This window comes from Pseudomonas leptonychotis (assembly GCF_004920405.1).
GTDB lineage: Bacteria > Pseudomonadota > Gammaproteobacteria > Pseudomonadales > Pseudomonadaceae > Aquipseudomonas > Aquipseudomonas leptonychotis.
Genome location: NZ_RFLV01000001.1, coordinates 1190293 through 1209465, shown reverse-complemented (window position 1 = coordinate 1209465; position 19173 = coordinate 1190293). Strand labels below are relative to the sequence as shown.

The following is a 19173-nucleotide window of genomic DNA, read 5'->3' as shown; positions in this document are numbered from 1 at the left end:
ATGGGGCGCGGGTTCAGGCCTGGTAGCTGATATGCCCATCAACCAAGGTGTAACGCACTGCACCCGGCAAGCAATGACCGATAAACGGGCAGTTGGCACCTTTTGAGTACCAGCTTTCACCGGCCAGGGTCGAGGCCTGTGGGTCGAACAGCAGCAGATCGGCGGGCGCGCCCACGTTCAGGCGGCCAGCCGGTAGGCGCAGTGCGTGCGCCGGGCCACTGCTCAGGCGGGCGAGCAGGGTGGGCAGGTCAAGCAGGCCGTCTTGTACCAGGCTCATGGCCAGCGGCAGCAACAGTTGCACGCTGCTGATGCCGGGTTCGGTGGCACCGAAGGGCGCCAGCTTGGCGTCGCGCTCATGGGGTTGGTGGTGGCTGGAAATGGCACCAATCACGCCACTTTTCACGGCGGCACGTAGGCCGTCACGGTCAGCGGCGGTGCGCAACGGTGGTTGCACGTGATACAGGCTCGAGAAACCTTCCAGTGCCTCATCTGTGAGAATCAGCTGATACAGTGCCACATCGGCAGTTACCGGCAGACCACGGGCCTGAGCGTCGGCGATCAGCTGTGCGCCACGGGCGCTGGTCAGTTGGCTGAAGTGCGCACGCACGCCGGTCTGCTCGACCAGCAGTAGATCACGGGCCAGGGCCACGGTTTCAGCGGTCTCTGGGATGCCCGGTAAGCCAAGGAAGCTGGCCATGGCGCCTTCATGCGCCAGGCCGCCTTCGGCCAGATCATGATCCTGGGAGTGGAAGATTACTGTCAGGTCGAAGGTGGCGGCGTACTCCAGCGCGCGACGCAGAGTGCGGTTATTGCGGAAACTGTCCAGGCCGTTGCTGAACGCCACGCAACCCGCGTCGCGCAGTGCAACCAGTTCGGCCAGCTGCTCGCCTTCCAGGCCTTTGCTCAGGGCGCCAATCGGGAACACCTTGGTATGCCCGGCTTCGCGAGCGCGGTCGAGGATCAACTCGGCGACAGCGGGGGTGTCCACTATTGGTTTAGTAAACGGCGGGCAGCACAAACTGGTGACGCCGCCTGCTGCGGCTGCGAGTGTCTCCGTGGCGATGCTGCCCTTGCGGCTAAAACCCGGCTCGCGCAGGGCGACGTTGAGGTCGACCAAGCCTGGACTGGCAACCAAGCCTTGAGCGTCGAGAGTTTTATCGGTGGTGAAGCCGGCGGGGGGCTGGCCGATAGCCGCAATCTTGCCGTTCTCGAGATAAAGGTCGGTGATCTGATCAACGCCGCTGCTGGGGTCGATCACGCGGGCACCGAGGATACGGATGCGCATCAGTTTTGCTCCTCGGCATCTTGATTGAGTTGGCGCTGCGCGGCTTGGCCGCTCATGGCCATAGACAGTACCGCCATGCGGATGGCGATGCCGTAGGTTACTTGGTTGAGAATCACCGACTGCGGGCCGTCAGCGACGGCTGATTCGATCTCCACGCCGCGGTTGATTGGCCCTGGGTGCATGACCAGTGCGTCCGGCTTGGCCAGCTTGAGGCGTTCTTCTGTGAGGCCGAACAGGCGGTAGAACTCGCCCTCGCTGGGCAGCAGGCCGCCGGTCATGCGTTCACGCTGCAGGCGCAGCATGATCACCACATCGACATCCTTGAGGCCTGCGGTCATGTCGCTGTAAACCGTCACGCCGTATTGCTCGATGCCGACTGGCAGCAGCGTTTTCGGTGCGATCACGCGGATGTCCGGGCAGCCGAGGGTCTTCAGCGCGAGCATATTCGAGCGCGCCACCCGCGAGTGCAGGATGTCGCCGACGATGGCCACTGAGAGGTTTTCGAAGCTGCCTTTATGTCGGCGAATGGTGAGCATGTCGAGCATGCCCTGGGTCGGGTGGGCGTGCCGGCCGTCGCCACCGTTGATGATTGCCAGGTTCGGGCACACATGTTCGGCGATAAAGTGCGCGGCGCCGGAGTCACCGTGACGTACGACGAAAATATCGGCGGCCATGGCTTCGAGGTTGCGCAGGGTGTCGAACAGCGTCTCGCCTTTGCTGGTTGAGCTGGTCGAGACATTGAGTGTGATGACGTCGGCGGACAGGCGCTGCGCCGCCAGTTCGAAGGTGGTGCGGGTGCGCGTGGAATTCTCGAAAAACACGTTGCACACGGTCTTGCCGCGCAGCAGCGGTACTTTCTTGACGGCGCGTTCGCCGACTTCAAGGAAGGAGTCAGCGGTGTCGAGGATTTCTGTCAGCAGTTCGCGCGGCAGGCCGTCGATGGACAAAAAGTGACGCAGTTGGCCTTGGTCATTGAGCTGCAATGGGCGCTTGGTGGCTAGGGTCGTCATTGGGCGAGTCTCAGTTGGCAAGCGTCTGAAGTTCGAGGGTCAGCGGGGTAGGGCCGGATAATTTTACCCGCTGGTCTTCCGTTAGCGACAGCGTAGCCCCGACCACATCCGGACGGATCGGCAGCTCGCGGGCATCCAGGTCGAGCAGGCTGACCAGGGTCACACTGGCCGGGCGACCGTAGTCGAACAGCTCGTTGAGCGCCGCGCGGATAGTGCGCCCACTCATCAGCACATCGTCGATCAGCACCAGGTGTTGGCCTTCGATCTCGAAGGGTAGCTCGGACGGTTGTACCTGTGGGTGCAGGCCGTTCTGAGTGAAGTCGTCGCGGTAGAAGGACACATCGAGAACGCCCAGTGGATCCTGGCGGCCGAGGGTTTCAAGGAGTGCCTGGGCCACCCAAACACCGCCTGTGCGGATGCCGATAAAGCGCGGTTCATTGATCCGTCGTTTATTCAGGTGGCTGGTTAGCGCGGCGGCCATTTGCGGCAACAATTCGGCCGGGTTGGGTAAGCTCATGACAACACTCCAGATACAGATTCGACGGGTCGTTAGCCCGAGCAGTTTTCTTCTAACCAGCCTTGCAGCAGCAGCGCCGCAGCAAGGGCGTCGACCGGGCGCTCGCGGTAGCCGCTGTTCTGCCCTTGTTGCAGGCGCTGGCCCTTGGCTTCGTATGTGGTTAAGCGTTCGTCGTGGGTGTGCACGGGGAGGTTGAAGCGACCGTTGAGCCGGCGGGCGAATTTCTCCGCGCGGTCGCTCATCTCGCTTTTCGTGCCGTCCATATTCAGCGGCAGGCCGACAACGATGGCGTCCGGTTGCCATTCCTTGATCAGGGCTTCGACTTTCTGCCAGTCCGGCACGCCGTTCTGCGCTTTGAGAATGCACAGCTCGCGGGCCTGGCCGGTGATGATCTGGCCGACGGCCACGCCGATCTGTTTGCTGCCGTAATCGAAGCCCAGTAGCAGGCGCAGCGGCTTTGCCTTGGTTTCAGACATCAGCCGTGTCCCGCTTGTGAGGTGAGCAGGCTGAGGTTGACGCCCAGGCGTGCGGCAGCGGCATTCAGGCGCTGGTCGAAGGGCAGGTCGAAAAGGATGGTGTTGTCGGCTGGGCAGGTCAGCCAGGCGTTGCCCACCAGTTCGGCTTCCAGTTGCCCGGCTTCCCAGCCCGCATAGCCAAGGGTAATCAGGTATTTATCAGGGCCACTGCCATCGGCAATCGCAAACAGTACGTCCTGCGAGGTCGACAGACCCAGCTCACCCAGCTCAAGAGTGGCCTGAAATTGCGGGCCGCTGGGGTGCAGGACAAAGCCGCGATCGGTTTGTACCGGGCCGCCGGTAAAGATCGGCAGACTTTGGCACAGCACCGGCGGCTCTTCGTCCGGACGCAGCTGTTCGAGTACGTCAGCCAGGTTGAGGCCGTTGGGTTTGTTGATCACCAGGCCCATGGCGCCGAACTCGTTGTGGTCGATCAGGTAGGTGACGGTCTGCGCAAAGCGCGGATCGGCCATGTGCGGCATGGCAATCAGAAAGTGATGCTTGAGATAGCTGGGGCTGGCGTCTGTCATGGGCGTTAGTTTCAGGCTTCAGGCCATCGGCTTCAAGCACGACGCGGCATCGGTCTGTAAAAGCCTGTGTGATTAATTGCTCGACAGGCGGTCGCCGCGCTCAAAGCGCCAGGTGCGGATAATTTCCAGGCGGTCGACATCGGCGAGGTCGCCCGTAAACGGCGCAAATGGCGCGGCCAGGCGCACGATGCGCAGTGCCGCCTGATCGAGCGTGCGCTGACCGGAGGACTCCAGCACCTGCACTTCATACAAAGTGCCGTCGCGATTGATCGATACCAGCAGGCGCAAGCTGCCATAAATGCCGGCTCGGCGGGCTTCGTCTGGGTAGTTAAGGTTGCCGACGCGCTCGACCTTTTTGCGCCACTCATCCTTGTACCAAGCCCCCTTGTCACGCATGGTTGAGGCAGCGTTAAGACGATGGATTTTTGGGCGCTTGGCGTATTGCTGCACTTCCATGGCCAGCTCTGCTTCTAGGCTGGCGATTTCCGAGGACAGTTGGGCGCTATCAAATACTGGGGTGGCACGGGTTTGCGGGGTGGGCTTGGCTTCTTCGCGTTTGACCGGGGTTTTCTGTGGTTGCGGGGTGCGAGTGGCGACGGCAGCCTTGGGTGCTTGCTGGTGCACAGCGGGTTGTTGCGCGGCTGCGGGTGGTGTGACGCGTTTGACTTCGCTGTCTTGGAATAAGGCTTGCTCAGTGGTTTTCGGAGCCGCCTTGTGTTCCAAGGTGCCGCTGCCTTGCTGGTTGTCCTGGGCGAGAAAGTCAGCCTCTTTGGGCTTTTCCTCACTTTTGAAGGTGGACAGGGTGATTTCCAGCGTTTTGCTGATCTGGCTGGGCTCGGCCAACGTGAAGCCCAGGCCGAGAATCAGCGCGGCATGCAGTACGGCTGCGAGGAAAATGGTAAAGCCCAGTCGATCCGCCGGCTGCACGCCGGCGCTGGAAAGTTCGGGTAGTTGGGCTGCTGCGTTCATCGCATGTCGGGTCTGCTCAAGTTGCCGCGCAGTCTGCCGAGCGCGCATGGAAAAGTCTATGAAGCACTGCGCGCATTGAGCTTCTCGGCAATCTTGTCCATTAACTGTTCTGCGATGCGTGTGCCGAAGGCGGCATCAATTTCGCGAATACAGGTCGGGCTGGTGACGTTGATTTCGGTAATGTGCTCGCCAATTACGTCTAGGCCGACAAACAGCAGGCCTTTCTCGCGCAGTGTTGGCCCAATTGCAGCGGCAATTTCGCGGTCGCGCTCGGTCAGTGGGCGGGCTTCGCCACGGCCTCCTGCGGCCAGGTTGCCACGCGTTTCGCCGGCAGCCGGAATGCGCGCCAGGCAGTAGGGCACGGGCTCGCCGTCGATTAACAGGATGCGCTTGTCGCCGTCCTTGATGGCGGGCAGATAACCCTGGGCCATGATTTGCTGCTGGCCATGGTTGGTCAGGGTTTCGAGAATCACGGAAAGGTTGGGGTCACCCTCGCGATGACGAAATATCATCGAGCCGCCCATGCCATCGAGGGGTTTGAGAATGATGTCACGGTGCTCTTTGGCAAATTCGCGCAGAATGTCGGCCCTGCGGCTCACTAATGTCGGCGGGGTGTATTGGCTGAATTGAGTGGCAAAGTACTTTTCATTACAGTCGCGCAGGCTTTGCGGGCGGTTAACTACTAGAACGCCCGCCTGCTCGGCTTGTTCCAACAGGTAAGTGGAGTAGACAAATTCGTTATCGAACGGAGGATCCTTGCGCATCAGGATCACATCCAGCTCGCTTAGCGCGATGTCCTGCTCATTACCCAGTTCAAACCAGCGCTCTGGGTCGTTGTATACGCTAAGCTCTGAAAGCCGAGCGCGTGCTTCACCCTTGGCTTGGTAAAGGTCTTTCTGCTCCATATAGAAGAGGGTCCAGCCCCGCGCTTGAGCGGCCAGCAGCATGGCCAGTGAGCTGTCCTTCTTGAAGGCGATCTGGGCGATGGGGTCCATAACAATGCCGAGGCGGACGCTCATGGCGGTGTTCTCCGTAAATTGGCAACGATTAAAGTGTGCTAAGACGTGATGTGGCGTCAGGGTGGCGCTGACAAGTCGGGGGGTCAAGGAAAAACCGTGGTCCCGCGCGGCTTATAGATTGCATCTGGAGAGTGTGCTAAAAAGGCCCGACGATTGGGTTGTAGCCCGTCGGTGACAGGGCCTCAGGCGCACTGATAAAACGCAAAATAACGACTCACCGAGGCGATGGTAGGGCAAACATGGAACAGCATTCCGAGGGTTTGAGGGTGATGGTGATCGACGATTCGAAAACGATTCGTCGTACCGCGGAAACCCTGCTGAAAAAGGTGGGCTGCGAGGTAATTACCGCAGTTGACGGTTTCGATGCTTTGGCAAAGATCGCCGATACCCATCCAAACATCATTTTTGTCGACATCATGATGCCGCGGCTCGATGGCTATCAGACCTGTGCCTTGATCAAGAACAACAGCGCTTTCAAATCCACCCCGGTGATCATGCTGTCCTCTAAGGACGGTCTGTTCGATAAAGCCAAGGGGCGCATCGTTGGCTCGGATCAGTACCTGACCAAACCCTTCAGTAAAGAAGAGTTGCTCGGTGCGATCAAAGCCCATGTGCCTAATTTTACGCCGGTGGAACAACAAGCGTCCTGACGCCCCGCTGACCAGCTGGGCGCCTTTTTAAAGTATTGGGAAACACCATGGCTCGAATTCTGATTGTTGATGACTCGCCGACTGAAATGTACAAGCTGACCGCTATGCTGGAAAAGCATGGCCATCAGGTGCTAAAGGCGGAAAATGGTGCCGATGGCGTTGCGCTGGCGCGTCAGGAAAAGCCGGATGCTGTGCTGATGGATATCGTCATGCCTGGCCTTAATGGTTTTCAGGCGACGCGTCAGCTGACCAAGGATGCTGATACCAGTCACATCCCGGTGATCATTGTCACCACCAAAGATCAGGAAACCGACAAGGTCTGGGGTAAACGCCAGGGCGCGAAGGATTACCTGACCAAGCCGGTTGATGAAGCAACCCTGGTTAAAACCTTGAATGCGGTACTTGCCGGTTAACGCCGGGTTTGTCCGCAATTAAAAAAGAATAAGGCCGCAGCTGGCATGTCGGACGCGCAAACACCTTTTCAAACCCTTCAGGATATCGACAGGCTTTGTCGTTCGCTTGCGGCAGGCTTGCCTTCGCAGCAAGCGGTCGTGCAGACCTGGAGTGGTATCGGTTTTCGCATGGGCGAACGTTTTTTTGTTGCGCCCATGGGCGAGGTTGGCGAGGTGTTACATGAGCCGCGCCATACGCTGTTGCCCGGTGTTAAAAGCTGGGTCAAAGGCGTGGCCAACGTGCGTGGCCGTTTGTTGCCGGTGATGGATCTGTGTGGTTTCTTCGGCAATGAGCTGTCGCCGCTACGCAAAAAACGCCGAGTGCTGGTGGTTGACCATCAGGAGGTCTTTGCCGGCCTCACGGTCGATGAAGTATTCGGTATGCAACATTTTCCTGTGGACACCTTTTCCGAGCAGCTACCGCCGCTCGAGGCGTCCATAACACCTTTTATCCACGGAGTATTTCAACGTGAACAGCCCTGGTTGGTGTTCAGCCCACACGCGCTGGCCCAGAATCCGGGTTTTCTCGACGTGGCGTATTAACAGTTTATCGGTGGGGTCGGCATTGCCGGCCTTTTGGCGTTACATGGGAACCGTAGTGCGGTCGGTCCAGGCGGGGGCCAGTAAATGAAAAAACTAAATGCAGGTAATTTGTTAGCAGGTGCGCGCAGTAGCACATTGATCGCTGGGCTGTTTATCGTCCTGATTGTTTCGATCGTGCTGTTGTTCGCCAACTTCGCCTACATCAACACCCAGTCCAACTACGACACGGAGTACATCGGCCACGCCGGTGAGCTGCGCGTACTGTCCCAGCGTATCGCGAAAAACTCCACCGAAGCGGCGGCCGGTACGGCTGAAGCGTTCGGTTTGTTGCGTGATGCACGTAACGATTTCCAGGCGCGTTGGGGTTATCTGACCGACGGTAACGAGGAAACCGGGCTGCCCGCAGCACCGGAATCCTTGCAGCCTCAGATTGCTGTTGTGCAGCAAGATTGGGATACGTTGCGGCAGAACACCGACGCCATCTTGGCCAACGAACAGACTGTACTGTCGTTGCACCAGGTAGCGGCCACGCTTGCGGAAACTATTCCGCAGCTGCAGGTCGAGTACGAGGAAGTGGTCGATATTCTGCTGGAAAGCGGCGCGCCGGCAGCTCAAGTATCGGTTGCTCAGCGTCAATCCTTGCTGGCAGAACGTATCTTGGGCTCGGTAAACAAGGTACTGGCCGGTGACCAGGATTCGGTGCAAGCCGCCGACATGTTCGGTCGTGATGCCAGTCTGTTCGGTCGTGTATTGAGCGCGATGCTCGAAGGCAATGCCGCCATGGAAATCGCTCAGGTGAGCGATGAGGAAGCGCTTGAGCGTTTGGCGGAAATTTCCGAACTGTTCGAGTTCGTATCCGGTTCGGTGGACGAGATTCTCGAAACCTCACCTGAATTGTTCCAGGTGCGTGAGTCGGCTAACGTTATTTTTACCGTTTCCCAGACCCTGCTGGATAAAGCTTCTAATCTGGCTGTCGGGTTTGACGATCTGGCCACTGGGCGTGCGATTAACACCCTGATTGGTTATGTGCTGGGTGCTTTGGCGCTTGGTTCGATCATTCTCATCGGCCTGGTGATGGTGCGGGAAACCAACCGTCGTCTGGCGTCCACCGCTGAGAAAAACGAACGTAACCAGGCGGCGATTTTGCGACTGCTCGACGAAATCGCTGACCTCGCCGACGGTGACTTGACGGTGGCGGCGACGGTAACCGAAGACTTTACCGGTGCCATCGCTGACTCCATCAACTACTCCATCGACCAGTTGCGTGATCTGGTAGCCACCATCAACCTGACCGCTGTTCAGGTAGCGGGTGCGGCCCAGGAAACCCAGGCCACGGCGATGCACTTGGCTGAAGCTTCCGAGCACCAGGCTCAGGAGATTGCCGGTGCTTCCGCGGCCATCAACGAAATGGCTGTGTCGATTGACCAGGTATCGGCGAACGCCTCGGAGTCGTCCGCGGTAGCAGAACGTTCCGTAGCCATCGCCAACAAGGGTAACGAAGTCGTACACAACACAATCACCGGCATGGATAACATCCGTGAGCAGATCCAGGACACCTCGAAGCGAATTAAGCGCCTCGGTGAGTCGTCCCAGGAGATTGGTGACATCGTTAGCCTGATTAATGACATTGCTGACCAGACCAACATCCTCGCACTGAACGCCGCGATCCAGGCCTCCATGGCGGGTGACGCAGGCCGAGGCTTCGCCGTGGTAGCGGACGAAGTACAACGCCTCGCAGAACGTTCTTCTGCTGCAACCAAGCAGATCGAGGCGCTGGTTAAGACGATTCAGACCGACACCAACGAAGCCGTTATCTCGATGGAACAAACGACGTCCGAAGTGGTGCGCGGTGCTCGTCTGGCGCAGGACGCCGGGGTGGCACTGGAAGAGATCGAGAAGGTATCCAAGACCCTCGCGGCCTTGATTCAGAACATCTCCAACGCGGCTCGCCAACAGGCATCGTCGGCGGGCCACATTTCCAACACGATGAACGTCATCCAGGAAATTACCTCGCAGACCTCGTCCGGTACCACCGCAACCGCCAAGAGCATTGGTAACTTGGCCAAGATGGCCAGTGAGATGCGCAAGTCGGTATCCGGCTTTACCTTGCCGGGTGGGGAACAGGCTTAATCAGGTGCTATGCGGCAGGCTGAAAAGTTTGCCGCAAAAGGACTATGGCCGTGAGCGAGGGGCACGACATGCAGTCAGGCGTCTGGGCCTTGCAGCCTCTAGCAGATATGACAGCCACGGAATTCCGTGACTGGCAGGTGCTGCTAGAGGAGCGTACCGGGGTCGTTCTCAATGAGCGGCGGCGAGCGTTTTTGCAAACCAATCTAAGTGCACGGATGCGCGAGCTAGGCGTTATGGATTACGCCGCGTATTACCGGCAGGTCACCGATGGTCCCCGCGGCGCGGTGGAATGGTCGACCCTGTTGGACCGGCTGACTGTGCAGGAAACCCGTTTTTTTCGTCACCGCCCATCCTTTGATGTGCTCGAGAGCTATTTGCGTGGGCGATTGCAGCAAGGGGTGACGCAGCCATGGGAGCTATGGAGCGTGGGGTGCGCCAGTGGTGAAGAGCCATATTCACTGGCGATCAGCGCTGCCGAGGTTTTACGTGAAAGCGAGCATCCGGATCACTTCGGGGTAACAGGCACGGATATCAGCCTGAACGCCCTGAGTAAGGCGCGTGATGGCCAATATGGTGCGCGTCGCCTTGAGCAGTTGGAAGCCGATTTGTGCCAGCGTTATTTCCTGGCTCAGGACGATGGACGCTTCAAAGTGGTGCCGAATTTGGCTGCGCGGGTGTGTTGCGCCCGACTTAATGTGCTGGAGCTGGCCAAGGCACCTATGTCCGGAATGGACGTTATTTTTTGTCAGAACTTGTTGATCTATTTTCGTCGCTGGCGTCGCCGCGAGATCCTCAACCGCCTGGCCGAGCGCTTGGTGCCCGGAGGACTGCTGGTGGTGGGAGTGGGCGAAGTAGCAGGTTGGCAGCATCCGGAGTTAATCCCGGTGGCCGACGAGCGAGTACTGGCGTTTACCCGCAAGGGATAACAGGCTGTTGATAAACGTAAGCGAGGCGGCCAGTGCAAGGCAAAAGCAGGCGAGAACGTGGAGTTTACGAGCTGTAAATGAGCAGTTCGAGTCTGCTTTTAACGCAGCAATGGCAACGCAGGTAGTTTTTCAGCAGCTTGATAAGGCAGAAGAGCCAAGTATATGAGTGGAGTGGCTATGGGTGATCGGCACGATTATGTCGCCCTGGAATGGGTTAAAGGCGAGATCGCGGAAACCCTGAAACAGGCGCGTCAAGCGTTGGAGGCGTTCGTTGAGAACCCCCAGGATGCTACGCGCATGCGTTTCTGCCAGACCTATGTGCATCAGGTGCTCGGCACCCTGCAGATGGTCGAGTTTTTCGGTGCGGCATTGCTAGCTGAGGAAATGGAGCAGCTGGCTGGCGCCTTGATCGACGGCCGGGTGACTAACCAGGGTGAAGCCCTGGAAGTGCTGATGCAGTCGATTCTGCAGCTGCCGGTGTACCTCGATCGCATCCAAACTGCCCGCCGCGACCTGCCAATGGTCGTGCTGCCACTGCTCAACGACCTGCGTGCTGCTCGCGGGGAAAAGCTGCTCTCTGAAACCAGTCTGTTTGCTCCGGATATGTCCGGGCGCACCCCCGTGTTGCCGAGTGAGTCACTTGATCAGCTGCGTACAGCTGAATTACCCGGCTTGCTGCGCAAGTTGCGGCAAATGCTGCAAGTGGCGCTGGTTGGGGTGATCCGTAATCAAGATCTGCCAACGAATCTTGGCTATATGGCACGCGTATTTGCGCGCCTGGAAAACCTGTGTAAAGACTCCCCTCTAGGTCCGCTGTGGCAGATCGCTTCGGGTGTCGTTGAAGGGCTAGCGAACGGTAGCGTGGCCAATGGCTCCTCAGTCCGTACCTTGTTACGTCAGGTGGATAAAGAGCTTAAGCGTCTACTTGAGCAGGGCGCGGATGGTCTCAACCAAGCTGCTCCGGACGAGCTGAGCAAGAATCTGTTGTTCTACGTTGCCAAGTCCTCGGCGCAGTCGCCGCGGGTACGCAGCCTGCGTGACCAATACCGCCTTGATGATGCACTGCCGGACAACGATGTTGTCGATGAAGAGCGTGCCCGTTTGGCCGGTCCTGATCGCGATGCCATGCGCTCTGTGGTCGCCGCACTGTGTGAAGAGCTTGTGCGGGTCAAGGACAGTCTCGACCTGTTCGTGCGTAGTGATCGTACCCAGGTCGCTGATCTGGACGCGCTCGCTGGGCCGCTTAAGCAGATTGCCGACACTCTGGCCGTGCTTGGTTTTAGTCAGCCGCGCAAAGTCATTGTCGACCAGCTCGATGTTATCAATGCTCTGGCCAAGGGCCAGGGTGAGCCGAGTGATGCGGTGCTGATGGATGTGGCCGGCGCTCTGCTGTACGTCGAAGCCACCTTGGCTGGCATGGTCGGTCCCGCGCAGGACGGCGGCCGCGAAGAAAGTCATCTGCCCACCACTGATGTGGCGCAAATTCACCAGTTGGTAATCAAAGAAGCACGCAATGGCCTGGAACAGGCCAAAGACGCGATCATCGAATTTATTGCTTCGCAGTGGAACCACGAGCACCTGGCCCGCGTGCCTGAGTTGCTGACTCAGGTGCGTGGCGGCTTGGCGATGATTCCGCTGCAGCGCGCTGCCGATCTGTTGAATGCCTGCAACCGCTATATCCAAGAACAACTGCTGGCCCGCAAGGCCGTGCCCAACTGGCAGAACCTCGACACGTTGGCGGATGCCATTACCAGCGTCGAGTACTACCTCGAACGACTGGCCGAAGACCATGCCACTCAGGGCGACCTGATTCTCGATGTGGCCGAAGAAAGCCTGGAGAACCTGGGCTACCCGCTGAAAGAGAAGCCGTCGATTCTGGACTGGGTCGCGCCCCCTGTGGAGTCTTTCGCGCCATTGGCTGATCCGCTCGACGACATGGAAGTGCTAAGCGCGGAACCGGAACCGGAACCGGAACCGGAACCGGAGGCCGAGATTGAGCCGAGCTCGGAGCCGCTTGACGACGAGTCGATGAGCGTAGACCTAGCAGAAGATTTCAGCGCTGAGTTTACCGACCTGGATTCGACCGTAATTGAAGCGGCGCCCAGCGACGCTGAGTGGTCGAATGAAGTGCCCTCTGCCGATCTTGATCAAGCCGATTTTAATATCGACCTGGCCGACGTCGACGCGTTGCCACAAGCTGAGAACCCGCACGCGCAACCCTTTGCTGGTGAAGAGCTGCAACTCGGTAGCTTTGAGCTGGATGAAAACGACAGCCCAGCCAACTGGAATGAAGCCGAGATGGCTGCGCTCGAGTTGCCTGAGGTGGAGTTACCCAGTGCCCCGCTGACTGAAGAGTCCGTGCAGCCGGTTGCGGAAAAGCCCCTGTCGATGGCCGACGTAATGGCTGCGCCGGTGCAGGCCATCAACCCGCCGGCTCATGATGTACCGCCTAGCCTGCTGCCACCACCGGCTGATGAAGAGCCGATTGATGAAGAGCTGTTGGAAGTCTTTACCGAAGAAGTTGGCGAAGTACTCGAAACCATTGGCGAGTATTTCCCGCAGTGGTGCGCCGACACTGAGAATAAGGACGCTCTAAGCGAAATCCGCCGTGCTTTCCACACCCTTAAGGGCAGTGGGCGCATGGTTCGCGCTCTGGTTATTGGTGAGCTGGGCTGGTCAATCGAGAACCTACTCAACCGCGTGCTCGACCGTAGCATTCAGCCCGGTGCAGAGGTGCAACAGGTTATCGCTGATGTCGTAGCGCTGATGCCCTCCCTGGTCGATGAATTTGCTAATAAAGCGCAGCGTCAACGCGACGATGTTGATCATCTGGCGGCGACAGCCCACGCCCTCGCTAAAGGTCGAACCCTCCCAAAACCTGAAGCCCCGGTTGAGCTGGTAGCAGAGCCCGAGGGCTTGCCAGCTGCTACCGCCCAGAGCGATGAGGACGACGAAGGTCTGGACCCGCAATTGCTGGAAATTTTCCGTAATGAAGCGGAAATGCACCTCGATACCTTGGTCAGCTTCCTCGCGGACTGTGCCCAGGAGTTGCCGCAGCCGGTTACCGATGACCTCCAGCGCGCCTTGCACACGCTCAAAGGCAGTGCCTCGATGGCCGGTATTCTGCCTGTGGCAGAGATCGCGTCGCCGCTGGAAAAACTGGTCAAGGAATTCAAAGCCAACCTGATTCCGATGGACCTTGCCGAAGCTGAGCTGCTGAGCAGCGCCGAAAAACTCTTCCGTTTAGGTCTGGAGCAGTTGGAAAGTCAGCCATTGGGCGTGCTTCCGGGTGCTGCTGAGTTTCTTGAGCGCGTGCACAAGCTGCACAGCGATCGTCTTGAGCATGCCGAGAACAGCCGCCAAGACGGGCAGGGTGAGAAGCGCGATCCGCAGATGATCAGCATCTTCTTGGCTGAAGGCATGGATATCCTGCTGGATGCCGAAGATCTGCTGCGTAAGTGGCGTGAGCACCCGTCGGAACGTCAGGAACTCACTTCGCTGCTGGATGAGCTGACCACGCTTGGCCGTGGCGCCGAGATGGCAGATCTGCCGCAAATTGATGAGCTTTGCGAAGCCTTGCTTGACCTCTATGGTGCGGTTGAAGAAGGCCGTTTAGCTGTCAGTGAGCGCTTTTTCAGCGAAGCCGAACAAGCTCACGAAGCCCTCATCGGCATGATGGATCAGGTCGCTGCTGGCTTGCAGGTGAGCGCTGCTCCTGAGCGTGTGACAGCCCTGCGTAACTTGATGATGGAGGCGCTGGACCCTAATACTCTGGCGCTGTTGTCTAACAACGGTGCTGCCGGTATCGAGGTTGTTGAGCTGACTGACGCCACTGCTGCGCTGGAAGAACTTAGTCTGGCTGAGCCGGATGAAGTGATCGAGCCGTTGCCGTTCGACGCGCCGCCAGTCGACCAGCTGCCTGAGTCTATTGAGCCCGTCAGCGAGGCGCTGATTGAGCCGCCAGCTGCTTCGCTGTACGAATCGCTCGACGAAGAAATGGTATCGATCTTCCTCGAAGAAGCGGTCGATATTCTTGAGAGTGCAGGTCAGGCGCTGGAACGCTGGTTGGGCGATCCGGACAACAAGGCCGCGCTGTCCTCGTTACAGCGCGACTTGCACACCCTCAAAGGTGGTGCACGCATGGCCGAGATTCGCCCGATTGGTGATCTCGCTCATGAGCTCGAATCGTTGTATGAAGGTCTGGTTGATCGCCGTTACAGCTTCTCGCAGCCGCTGGCGAGTTTGCTGCAGCAAAGCCATGACAGTTTGGCCCAGCTTTTAGAGCAGTTGCAGGCGCGCGTGGCCATGCCCTCGCCGGTGGCGCTGATCGAGGCCATTCGTAGCTTCCGCCAAAGTGGTGGGCAGAGCTTGCCAGTAAGTACTGCGAACGCAGAGCCTGTTGCCGAAGCCGAAGCCGAAGCCGAAGCCGAAGCCGAAGCCGAAGCCGAAGCCGAAGCCGAAGCCGAAGCCGAAGCCGAAGCCGAAGCCGAAGCCGAAGCCGAAGCCCTGCCGATGATCGAGTCGCTTGATCTGGTAGAGCCTGAGTCAGAAGCACTGGAAGAGATTGAAGAAGAGATCGATTTTGGCATTCTGGCGGATGTGCCGCAGGAGCCACTGGATCAAGCTCCGTTGGCGACGGAGCCGTTAGAAATGGAGGCGGTCGAGTTGCCTGCTGGCGAGCTCGACGAGCAACCGCTGAGCGACTCGGCTACTGAACACGAGATCGAGCCAGCTGCGGTTCCGGCCATTGAGCCTGAGCCGATGGCGGTTAACGCTCCCGCCGTACTTGATGACGACCGCGATCCTGAATTGGTGGAAATCTTCCTTGAGGAAGGCTTCGATATCATCGACAGCGCCGGTGCAGCCTTGCAGCGCTGGATGGGCGACGTCCATAACAGCCTTGAGCTGGAATCGTTACAGCGTGATCTGCACACCCTCAAGGGTGGTGCGCGCATGGCCGAAATCCGCGAAATTGGCGACTTGGCTCACGAGTTAGAATTCCTCTACGAAGGACTTGGGCAAGGGCGTTTGCGGGCTAGCCAGGATCTGTTCACCTTGCTTCAGGCCTGCCACGACAACCTCGCCGAGATGCTTGAGGCGGTGCGCGACAAACGCGACGTCCCCAGTGGCGATGCGTTGATCGAAACAATCAAACGCTTTCGCGCCAACCCCGATGAGCAGTTGAGCATGCCCTCCGCCGTGGCGCTCAAGGCTGCTGTCGAGAACCAGGATGACGATGCCGAGTCCGAGATTCTCGATATCTTCCTCGAAGAGGGTGACGACCTGCTGGAGGCAATGGAAGTCGCCATCGGCCGCTTGGAAGCTGATCGCGAAGACCCTAATGCCATTGATGACATGCTGCGCATCCTGCACACCCTCAAGGGCGGAGCCCGGCTGGCTGGACAGAAAAACCTGGGTGATCTGACTCACAGCCTCGAACAACTCCTGACTGAAGCGCAGACCCAAGGTGCGCCTTGGCCACAAAGCCTGTTTGTCGATGTGCAGTCGGGTTTCGAAGGTTTGCAGCAGGAGCTCGATGGCCTGCGTCAACGCCTGAACGACAGCATGGTCGCGGATGAAGCACCGGCCAGTCACGCCAGTGCGCCAGAGCCGACGGCACGTCTGCCGGAACTGAGCTCACCTATTGTCGCGGCCAGCGCCATGCCCAAGCAGGAGCTGGTGGCCAAGGTCTTGCCGTTTGTGCGTCGCGCTCAAGAAGCTGCCTTGGAAGCAGCATCCCGTCGCGCGCCACAGGAGCTGGTCAAGGTGCCGGCCGAATTGCTTGAAGGCCTGGTTAACCTGGCCGGTGAGACCTCGATTTTCCGTGGTCGGGTCGAACAGCAGGTCAGTGACTTCGGTTTCACCCTGAGTGAGATGGAAGCCACCATTGACCGTGTGCGCGATCAGCTGCGCCGCCTGGATACCGAAACCCAAGCGCAAATCCTCAGCCGTATCGAGGCCGAAGCCGAGCGTATGGGTTATGAGGATTTCGACCCGCTGGAGATGGACCGTCACTCGCAGTTGCAGCAGCTCTCGCGCGCACTGTTTGAGTCGGCGTCCGACTTGCTTGACCTGAAGGAAACCTTGGCCGCGCGTAACCGCGATGCGGAAACCCTGTTGCTGCAACAGGCGCGGGTCAACTCAGAGTTGCAGGAAGGCCTGATGCGTACGCGCATGGTGCCTTTTGACCGCTTGGTGCCGCGTTTGCGTCGTATCGTGCGGCAAATTTCCGGCGAGCTGGGCAAGCAGGTTGAGTTCATCGTCGGCAACGCCGACGGTGAAATGGACCGTACCGTACTCGAACGTATCGTCGCGCCGCTGGAGCACATGCTGCGCAACGCGGTCGATCACGGCATTGAAGCTGCTGATGTGCGTCGTGCCGCCGGCAAGCCAGAGCAGGGCACCATCCGCTTGGCATTGGGCCGTGAGGGCGGCGATATCGTCCTGACCCTTGCCGACGACGGCGGTGGTATTCGTTTGGACGCGGTGAAGCGCAAAGCCATCGAGCGTGGCTTGATGGATGCCGACTCCGACCTGACCGACTACGAAGTGCTGCAATTTATTCTTGAAGCAGGGTTCTCCACCGCTGAGAAGGTTACGCAGATTTCCGGGCGTGGCGTGGGCATGGATGTGGTCCACTCCGAGGTCAAGCAGCTCGGTGGCTCGATGAGCATCGAGTCGAATCCGGGCACTGGCACCACCTTTACCATTCGCCTGCCGTTCACCGTATCGGTCAACCGCGCACTGATGGTGCTGTCGGGTGAAGACCTCTACGCCATTCCTTTGAACACCATCGAAGGTATCGTGCGAGTTTCCCCGTACGAGCTGGAAGCCTATTACGCACCGGATGCGCCGCGCTTCGAGTACGCCGGGCAGAGCTATGAATTGCGTTACTTGGGCGACCTGTTGAACAACGGTCAACAACCCAAGCTGGTCGGCCAAAGCCTGCCGCTGCCGGTGATTCTGGTGCGCTCCAAAGAGCACGCCGTAGCCGTGCAAGTCGACTCCCTGGCGGGTTCGCGCGAAATCGTGGTGAAGAGCCTCGGCCCGCAGTTCGCCGGGGTTCACGGAATTTCCGGTGCAACCATCCTCGGTGATGGTCGCGTGGTGGTGATCCTCGATCTGCTGGCAACCATTCGCGTGTTGCATGCGCATTTACTCAACCAACTGCAACCGCGCCTCCTCAAACAGTCGGCGACAGCGGCAGAGATTGAAGCGGATCGGCCGACCCTGGTCATGGTGGTCGATGATTCGGTCACCGTGCGTAAGGTCACCAGCCGTCTATTGGAACGTAACGGTATGAACGTATTGACGGCCAAGGACGGTGTGGATGCCATCTCGCAACTGCAGGAACGCAAGCCCGACATCATGTTGCTGGACATCGAAATGCCGCGCATGGATGGCTTCGAAGTCGCAACCTTGGTCCGCCATGACGAAGGTCTTAAAGACCTACCGATCATCATGATCACCTCGCGTACCGGTGAGAAACACCGGGAGCGAGCCATGAGCATTGGTGTCAACGAGTACCTTGGTAAGCCCTACCAGGAGTCTTTGTTGCTCGAAACGATTCAGCAACTGGTGGGCCGTCGCCCGGTAAGCCGCACATGACTGAGAAAACTGCAGCCCGTATTGCGGTGATTGCCGACACCTCGCTGCAGCGTCACGTGCTGCAGCAGGCTCTGACTAGCAGTGGCTATCAGGTGGTGATGAACAGTGATCCCGCACGTCTCGATCAGGAAACGCTGAACGCGTGTGAGACCGACTTATGGCTGGTCGATCTGGCGCAGTCGGAAGATTCGCCGCTGGTCGATAGCCTGATGGAAAACGCTTCGGCGCCGGTGCTGTTTGGTGAAGGGCATGCGCCCGAACGGCATTCGGAAAACTACCCGCGCTGGGAACGACGCTTGTTCGGTAAGTTGAAGAAATTGGTCGGTGACCCGTCGCAGGCGGTTGGCCCAAGTTTGGAAGCCTTACTGGCTGAAGCGCAGCGACCGTCACGCCTGGACCTGCCTGCCGCGCTGGCAGACACGCCCTTAGAAGCCGGTGAGCCCGCTCGCCAGGTTTGGTTGTTGGCAGCCTCTTTGGGCGGCCCCGCAGCAGTTAAAGCCTTTCTCGATGCGTTGCCGGGCGGTTTGCCGGTGGGGTTTGTCTACGCTCAGCACATTGATGCCAGTTTCGAAGGTGCATTGCCGCAAGCGGTGGGCCGGCACAGCCAATGGCATGTTAACCCTGCCCGACATGGCGACCCAGTGCGTTGCGGTGAAGTGGTGGTGGTGCCGATCAGCTATGAGCTGGGCTTCAGTGATGAGGGCCAGATGCTCATAGCGGAGCGTGGCTGGCCGGAACCCTATAGCCCCTCGATCGACCAGATGATGCTCAACCTGGCCCAGCATTATGCTGCGCTGAGCGGCGTGATTGCCTTTAGTGGCATGGGCAGTGACGGTACGGCCGCCGCGGGTTATGTGCGGCGCCAAGGTGGTTTGATCTGGACCCAGCGCGCCGACAGCTGCGCGTGCCCAAGCATGCCGGATAGCTTACGTGAAGGTGGTTACAGCAGCTTCAGCGGTGACCCGCGCGAGCTCGCTGAGGCTTTGGTCAACCACCTGGCCGAGCAGTGCCGTTAATTA

General features: G+C 59.0%; 14 protein-coding genes. 7 read left to right on the top strand and 7 right to left on the bottom strand.

Going from position 1 to position 19173, the window contains the following annotated elements; translation table 11 throughout:
* Positions 1-13 precede the first annotated feature (13 nt).
* The 7 genes from D8779_RS05425 to gshB form a co-directional block, all read right to left on the bottom strand.
* Positions 14-1285, bottom strand: a complete 1272-nt coding sequence (locus D8779_RS05425) for a dihydroorotase (protein ID WP_136663423.1) — start codon at positions 1283-1285, stop codon at positions 14-16.
* On the bottom strand, positions 1285-2295 hold the full coding sequence (locus D8779_RS05420) for an aspartate carbamoyltransferase catalytic subunit (RefSeq protein ID WP_136663422.1): 1011 nt from the start codon (positions 2293-2295) through the stop codon (positions 1285-1287). Before D8779_RS05420 ends, D8779_RS05425 begins: the two co-directional genes overlap by 1 nt.
* 10 nt (positions 2296-2305) lie before the next feature.
* Positions 2306-2812, bottom strand: a complete 507-nt coding sequence (pyrR, locus tag D8779_RS05415; protein WP_136663421.1) for a bifunctional pyr operon transcriptional regulator/uracil phosphoribosyltransferase PyrR — start codon at positions 2810-2812, stop codon at positions 2306-2308.
* Positions 2813-2844: 32 nt separating this feature from the next.
* The gene (ruvX, locus tag D8779_RS05410; protein ID WP_136663420.1) at positions 2845-3288 is read right to left on the bottom strand and encodes a Holliday junction resolvase RuvX; all 444 of its coding nucleotides are present in this window, start codon (positions 3286-3288) and stop codon (positions 2845-2847) included.
* Positions 3288-3857, bottom strand: a complete 570-nt coding sequence (locus D8779_RS05405) for a YqgE/AlgH family protein (protein ID WP_136663419.1) — start codon at positions 3855-3857, stop codon at positions 3288-3290. Before D8779_RS05405 ends, ruvX begins: the two co-directional genes overlap by 1 nt.
* 72 nt (positions 3858-3929) lie before the next feature.
* Positions 3930-4826, bottom strand: a complete 897-nt coding sequence (locus D8779_RS05400) for an energy transducer TonB (protein ID WP_136664435.1) — start codon at positions 4824-4826, stop codon at positions 3930-3932.
* Positions 4827-4882: 56 nt separating this feature from the next.
* Positions 4883-5845, bottom strand: coding sequence for a glutathione synthase (gene gshB, locus D8779_RS05395; RefSeq protein WP_136663418.1), 963 nt, complete (start codon positions 5843-5845; stop codon positions 4883-4885).
* Between the two features lie 239 nt (positions 5846-6084).
* On the opposite strand from gshB, the gene pilG reads away from it, so the two are divergent.
* The 7 genes from pilG (at position 6085) to D8779_RS05360 (ending at position 19170) form a co-directional block, all read left to right on the top strand.
* On the top strand, positions 6085-6495 hold the full coding sequence (gene pilG / locus D8779_RS05390) for a twitching motility response regulator PilG (protein WP_136663417.1): 411 nt from the start codon (positions 6085-6087) through the stop codon (positions 6493-6495).
* Positions 6496-6542: 47 nt separating this feature from the next.
* Positions 6543-6908 (top strand): twitching motility response regulator PilH, encoded by a 366-nt coding sequence (gene pilH, locus D8779_RS05385; RefSeq protein WP_090240420.1) that lies wholly within the window; start codon positions 6543-6545, stop codon positions 6906-6908.
* A 45-nt stretch (positions 6909-6953) separates the two neighbouring features.
* A complete protein-coding gene (locus D8779_RS05380; protein ID WP_136663416.1) occupies positions 6954-7490 on the top strand; it encodes a chemotaxis protein CheW in 537 nt (178 codons plus the stop codon).
* A gap of 84 nt (positions 7491-7574) precedes the next feature.
* Positions 7575-9620: a methyl-accepting chemotaxis protein gene (locus D8779_RS05375; protein WP_136663415.1), complete on the top strand. Its 2046-nt coding sequence runs from the start codon at positions 7575-7577 to the stop codon at positions 9618-9620.
* 68 nt (positions 9621-9688) lie between these two features.
* A complete protein-coding gene (locus D8779_RS05370; protein WP_136664434.1) occupies positions 9689-10546 on the top strand; it encodes a protein-glutamate O-methyltransferase in 858 nt (285 codons plus the stop codon).
* Between the two features lie 177 nt (positions 10547-10723).
* Positions 10724-18154 (top strand): Hpt domain-containing protein, encoded by a 7431-nt coding sequence (locus D8779_RS05365; protein ID WP_136664433.1) that lies wholly within the window; start codon positions 10724-10726, stop codon positions 18152-18154.
* Entirely contained in the window at positions 18151-19170 is a 1020-nt protein-coding gene (locus D8779_RS05360) for a chemotaxis protein CheB (RefSeq protein WP_136663414.1), read from the top strand. The genes D8779_RS05365 and D8779_RS05360 overlap by 4 nt, the downstream gene beginning before the upstream one ends.
* Positions 19171-19173 lie beyond the last annotated feature (3 nt).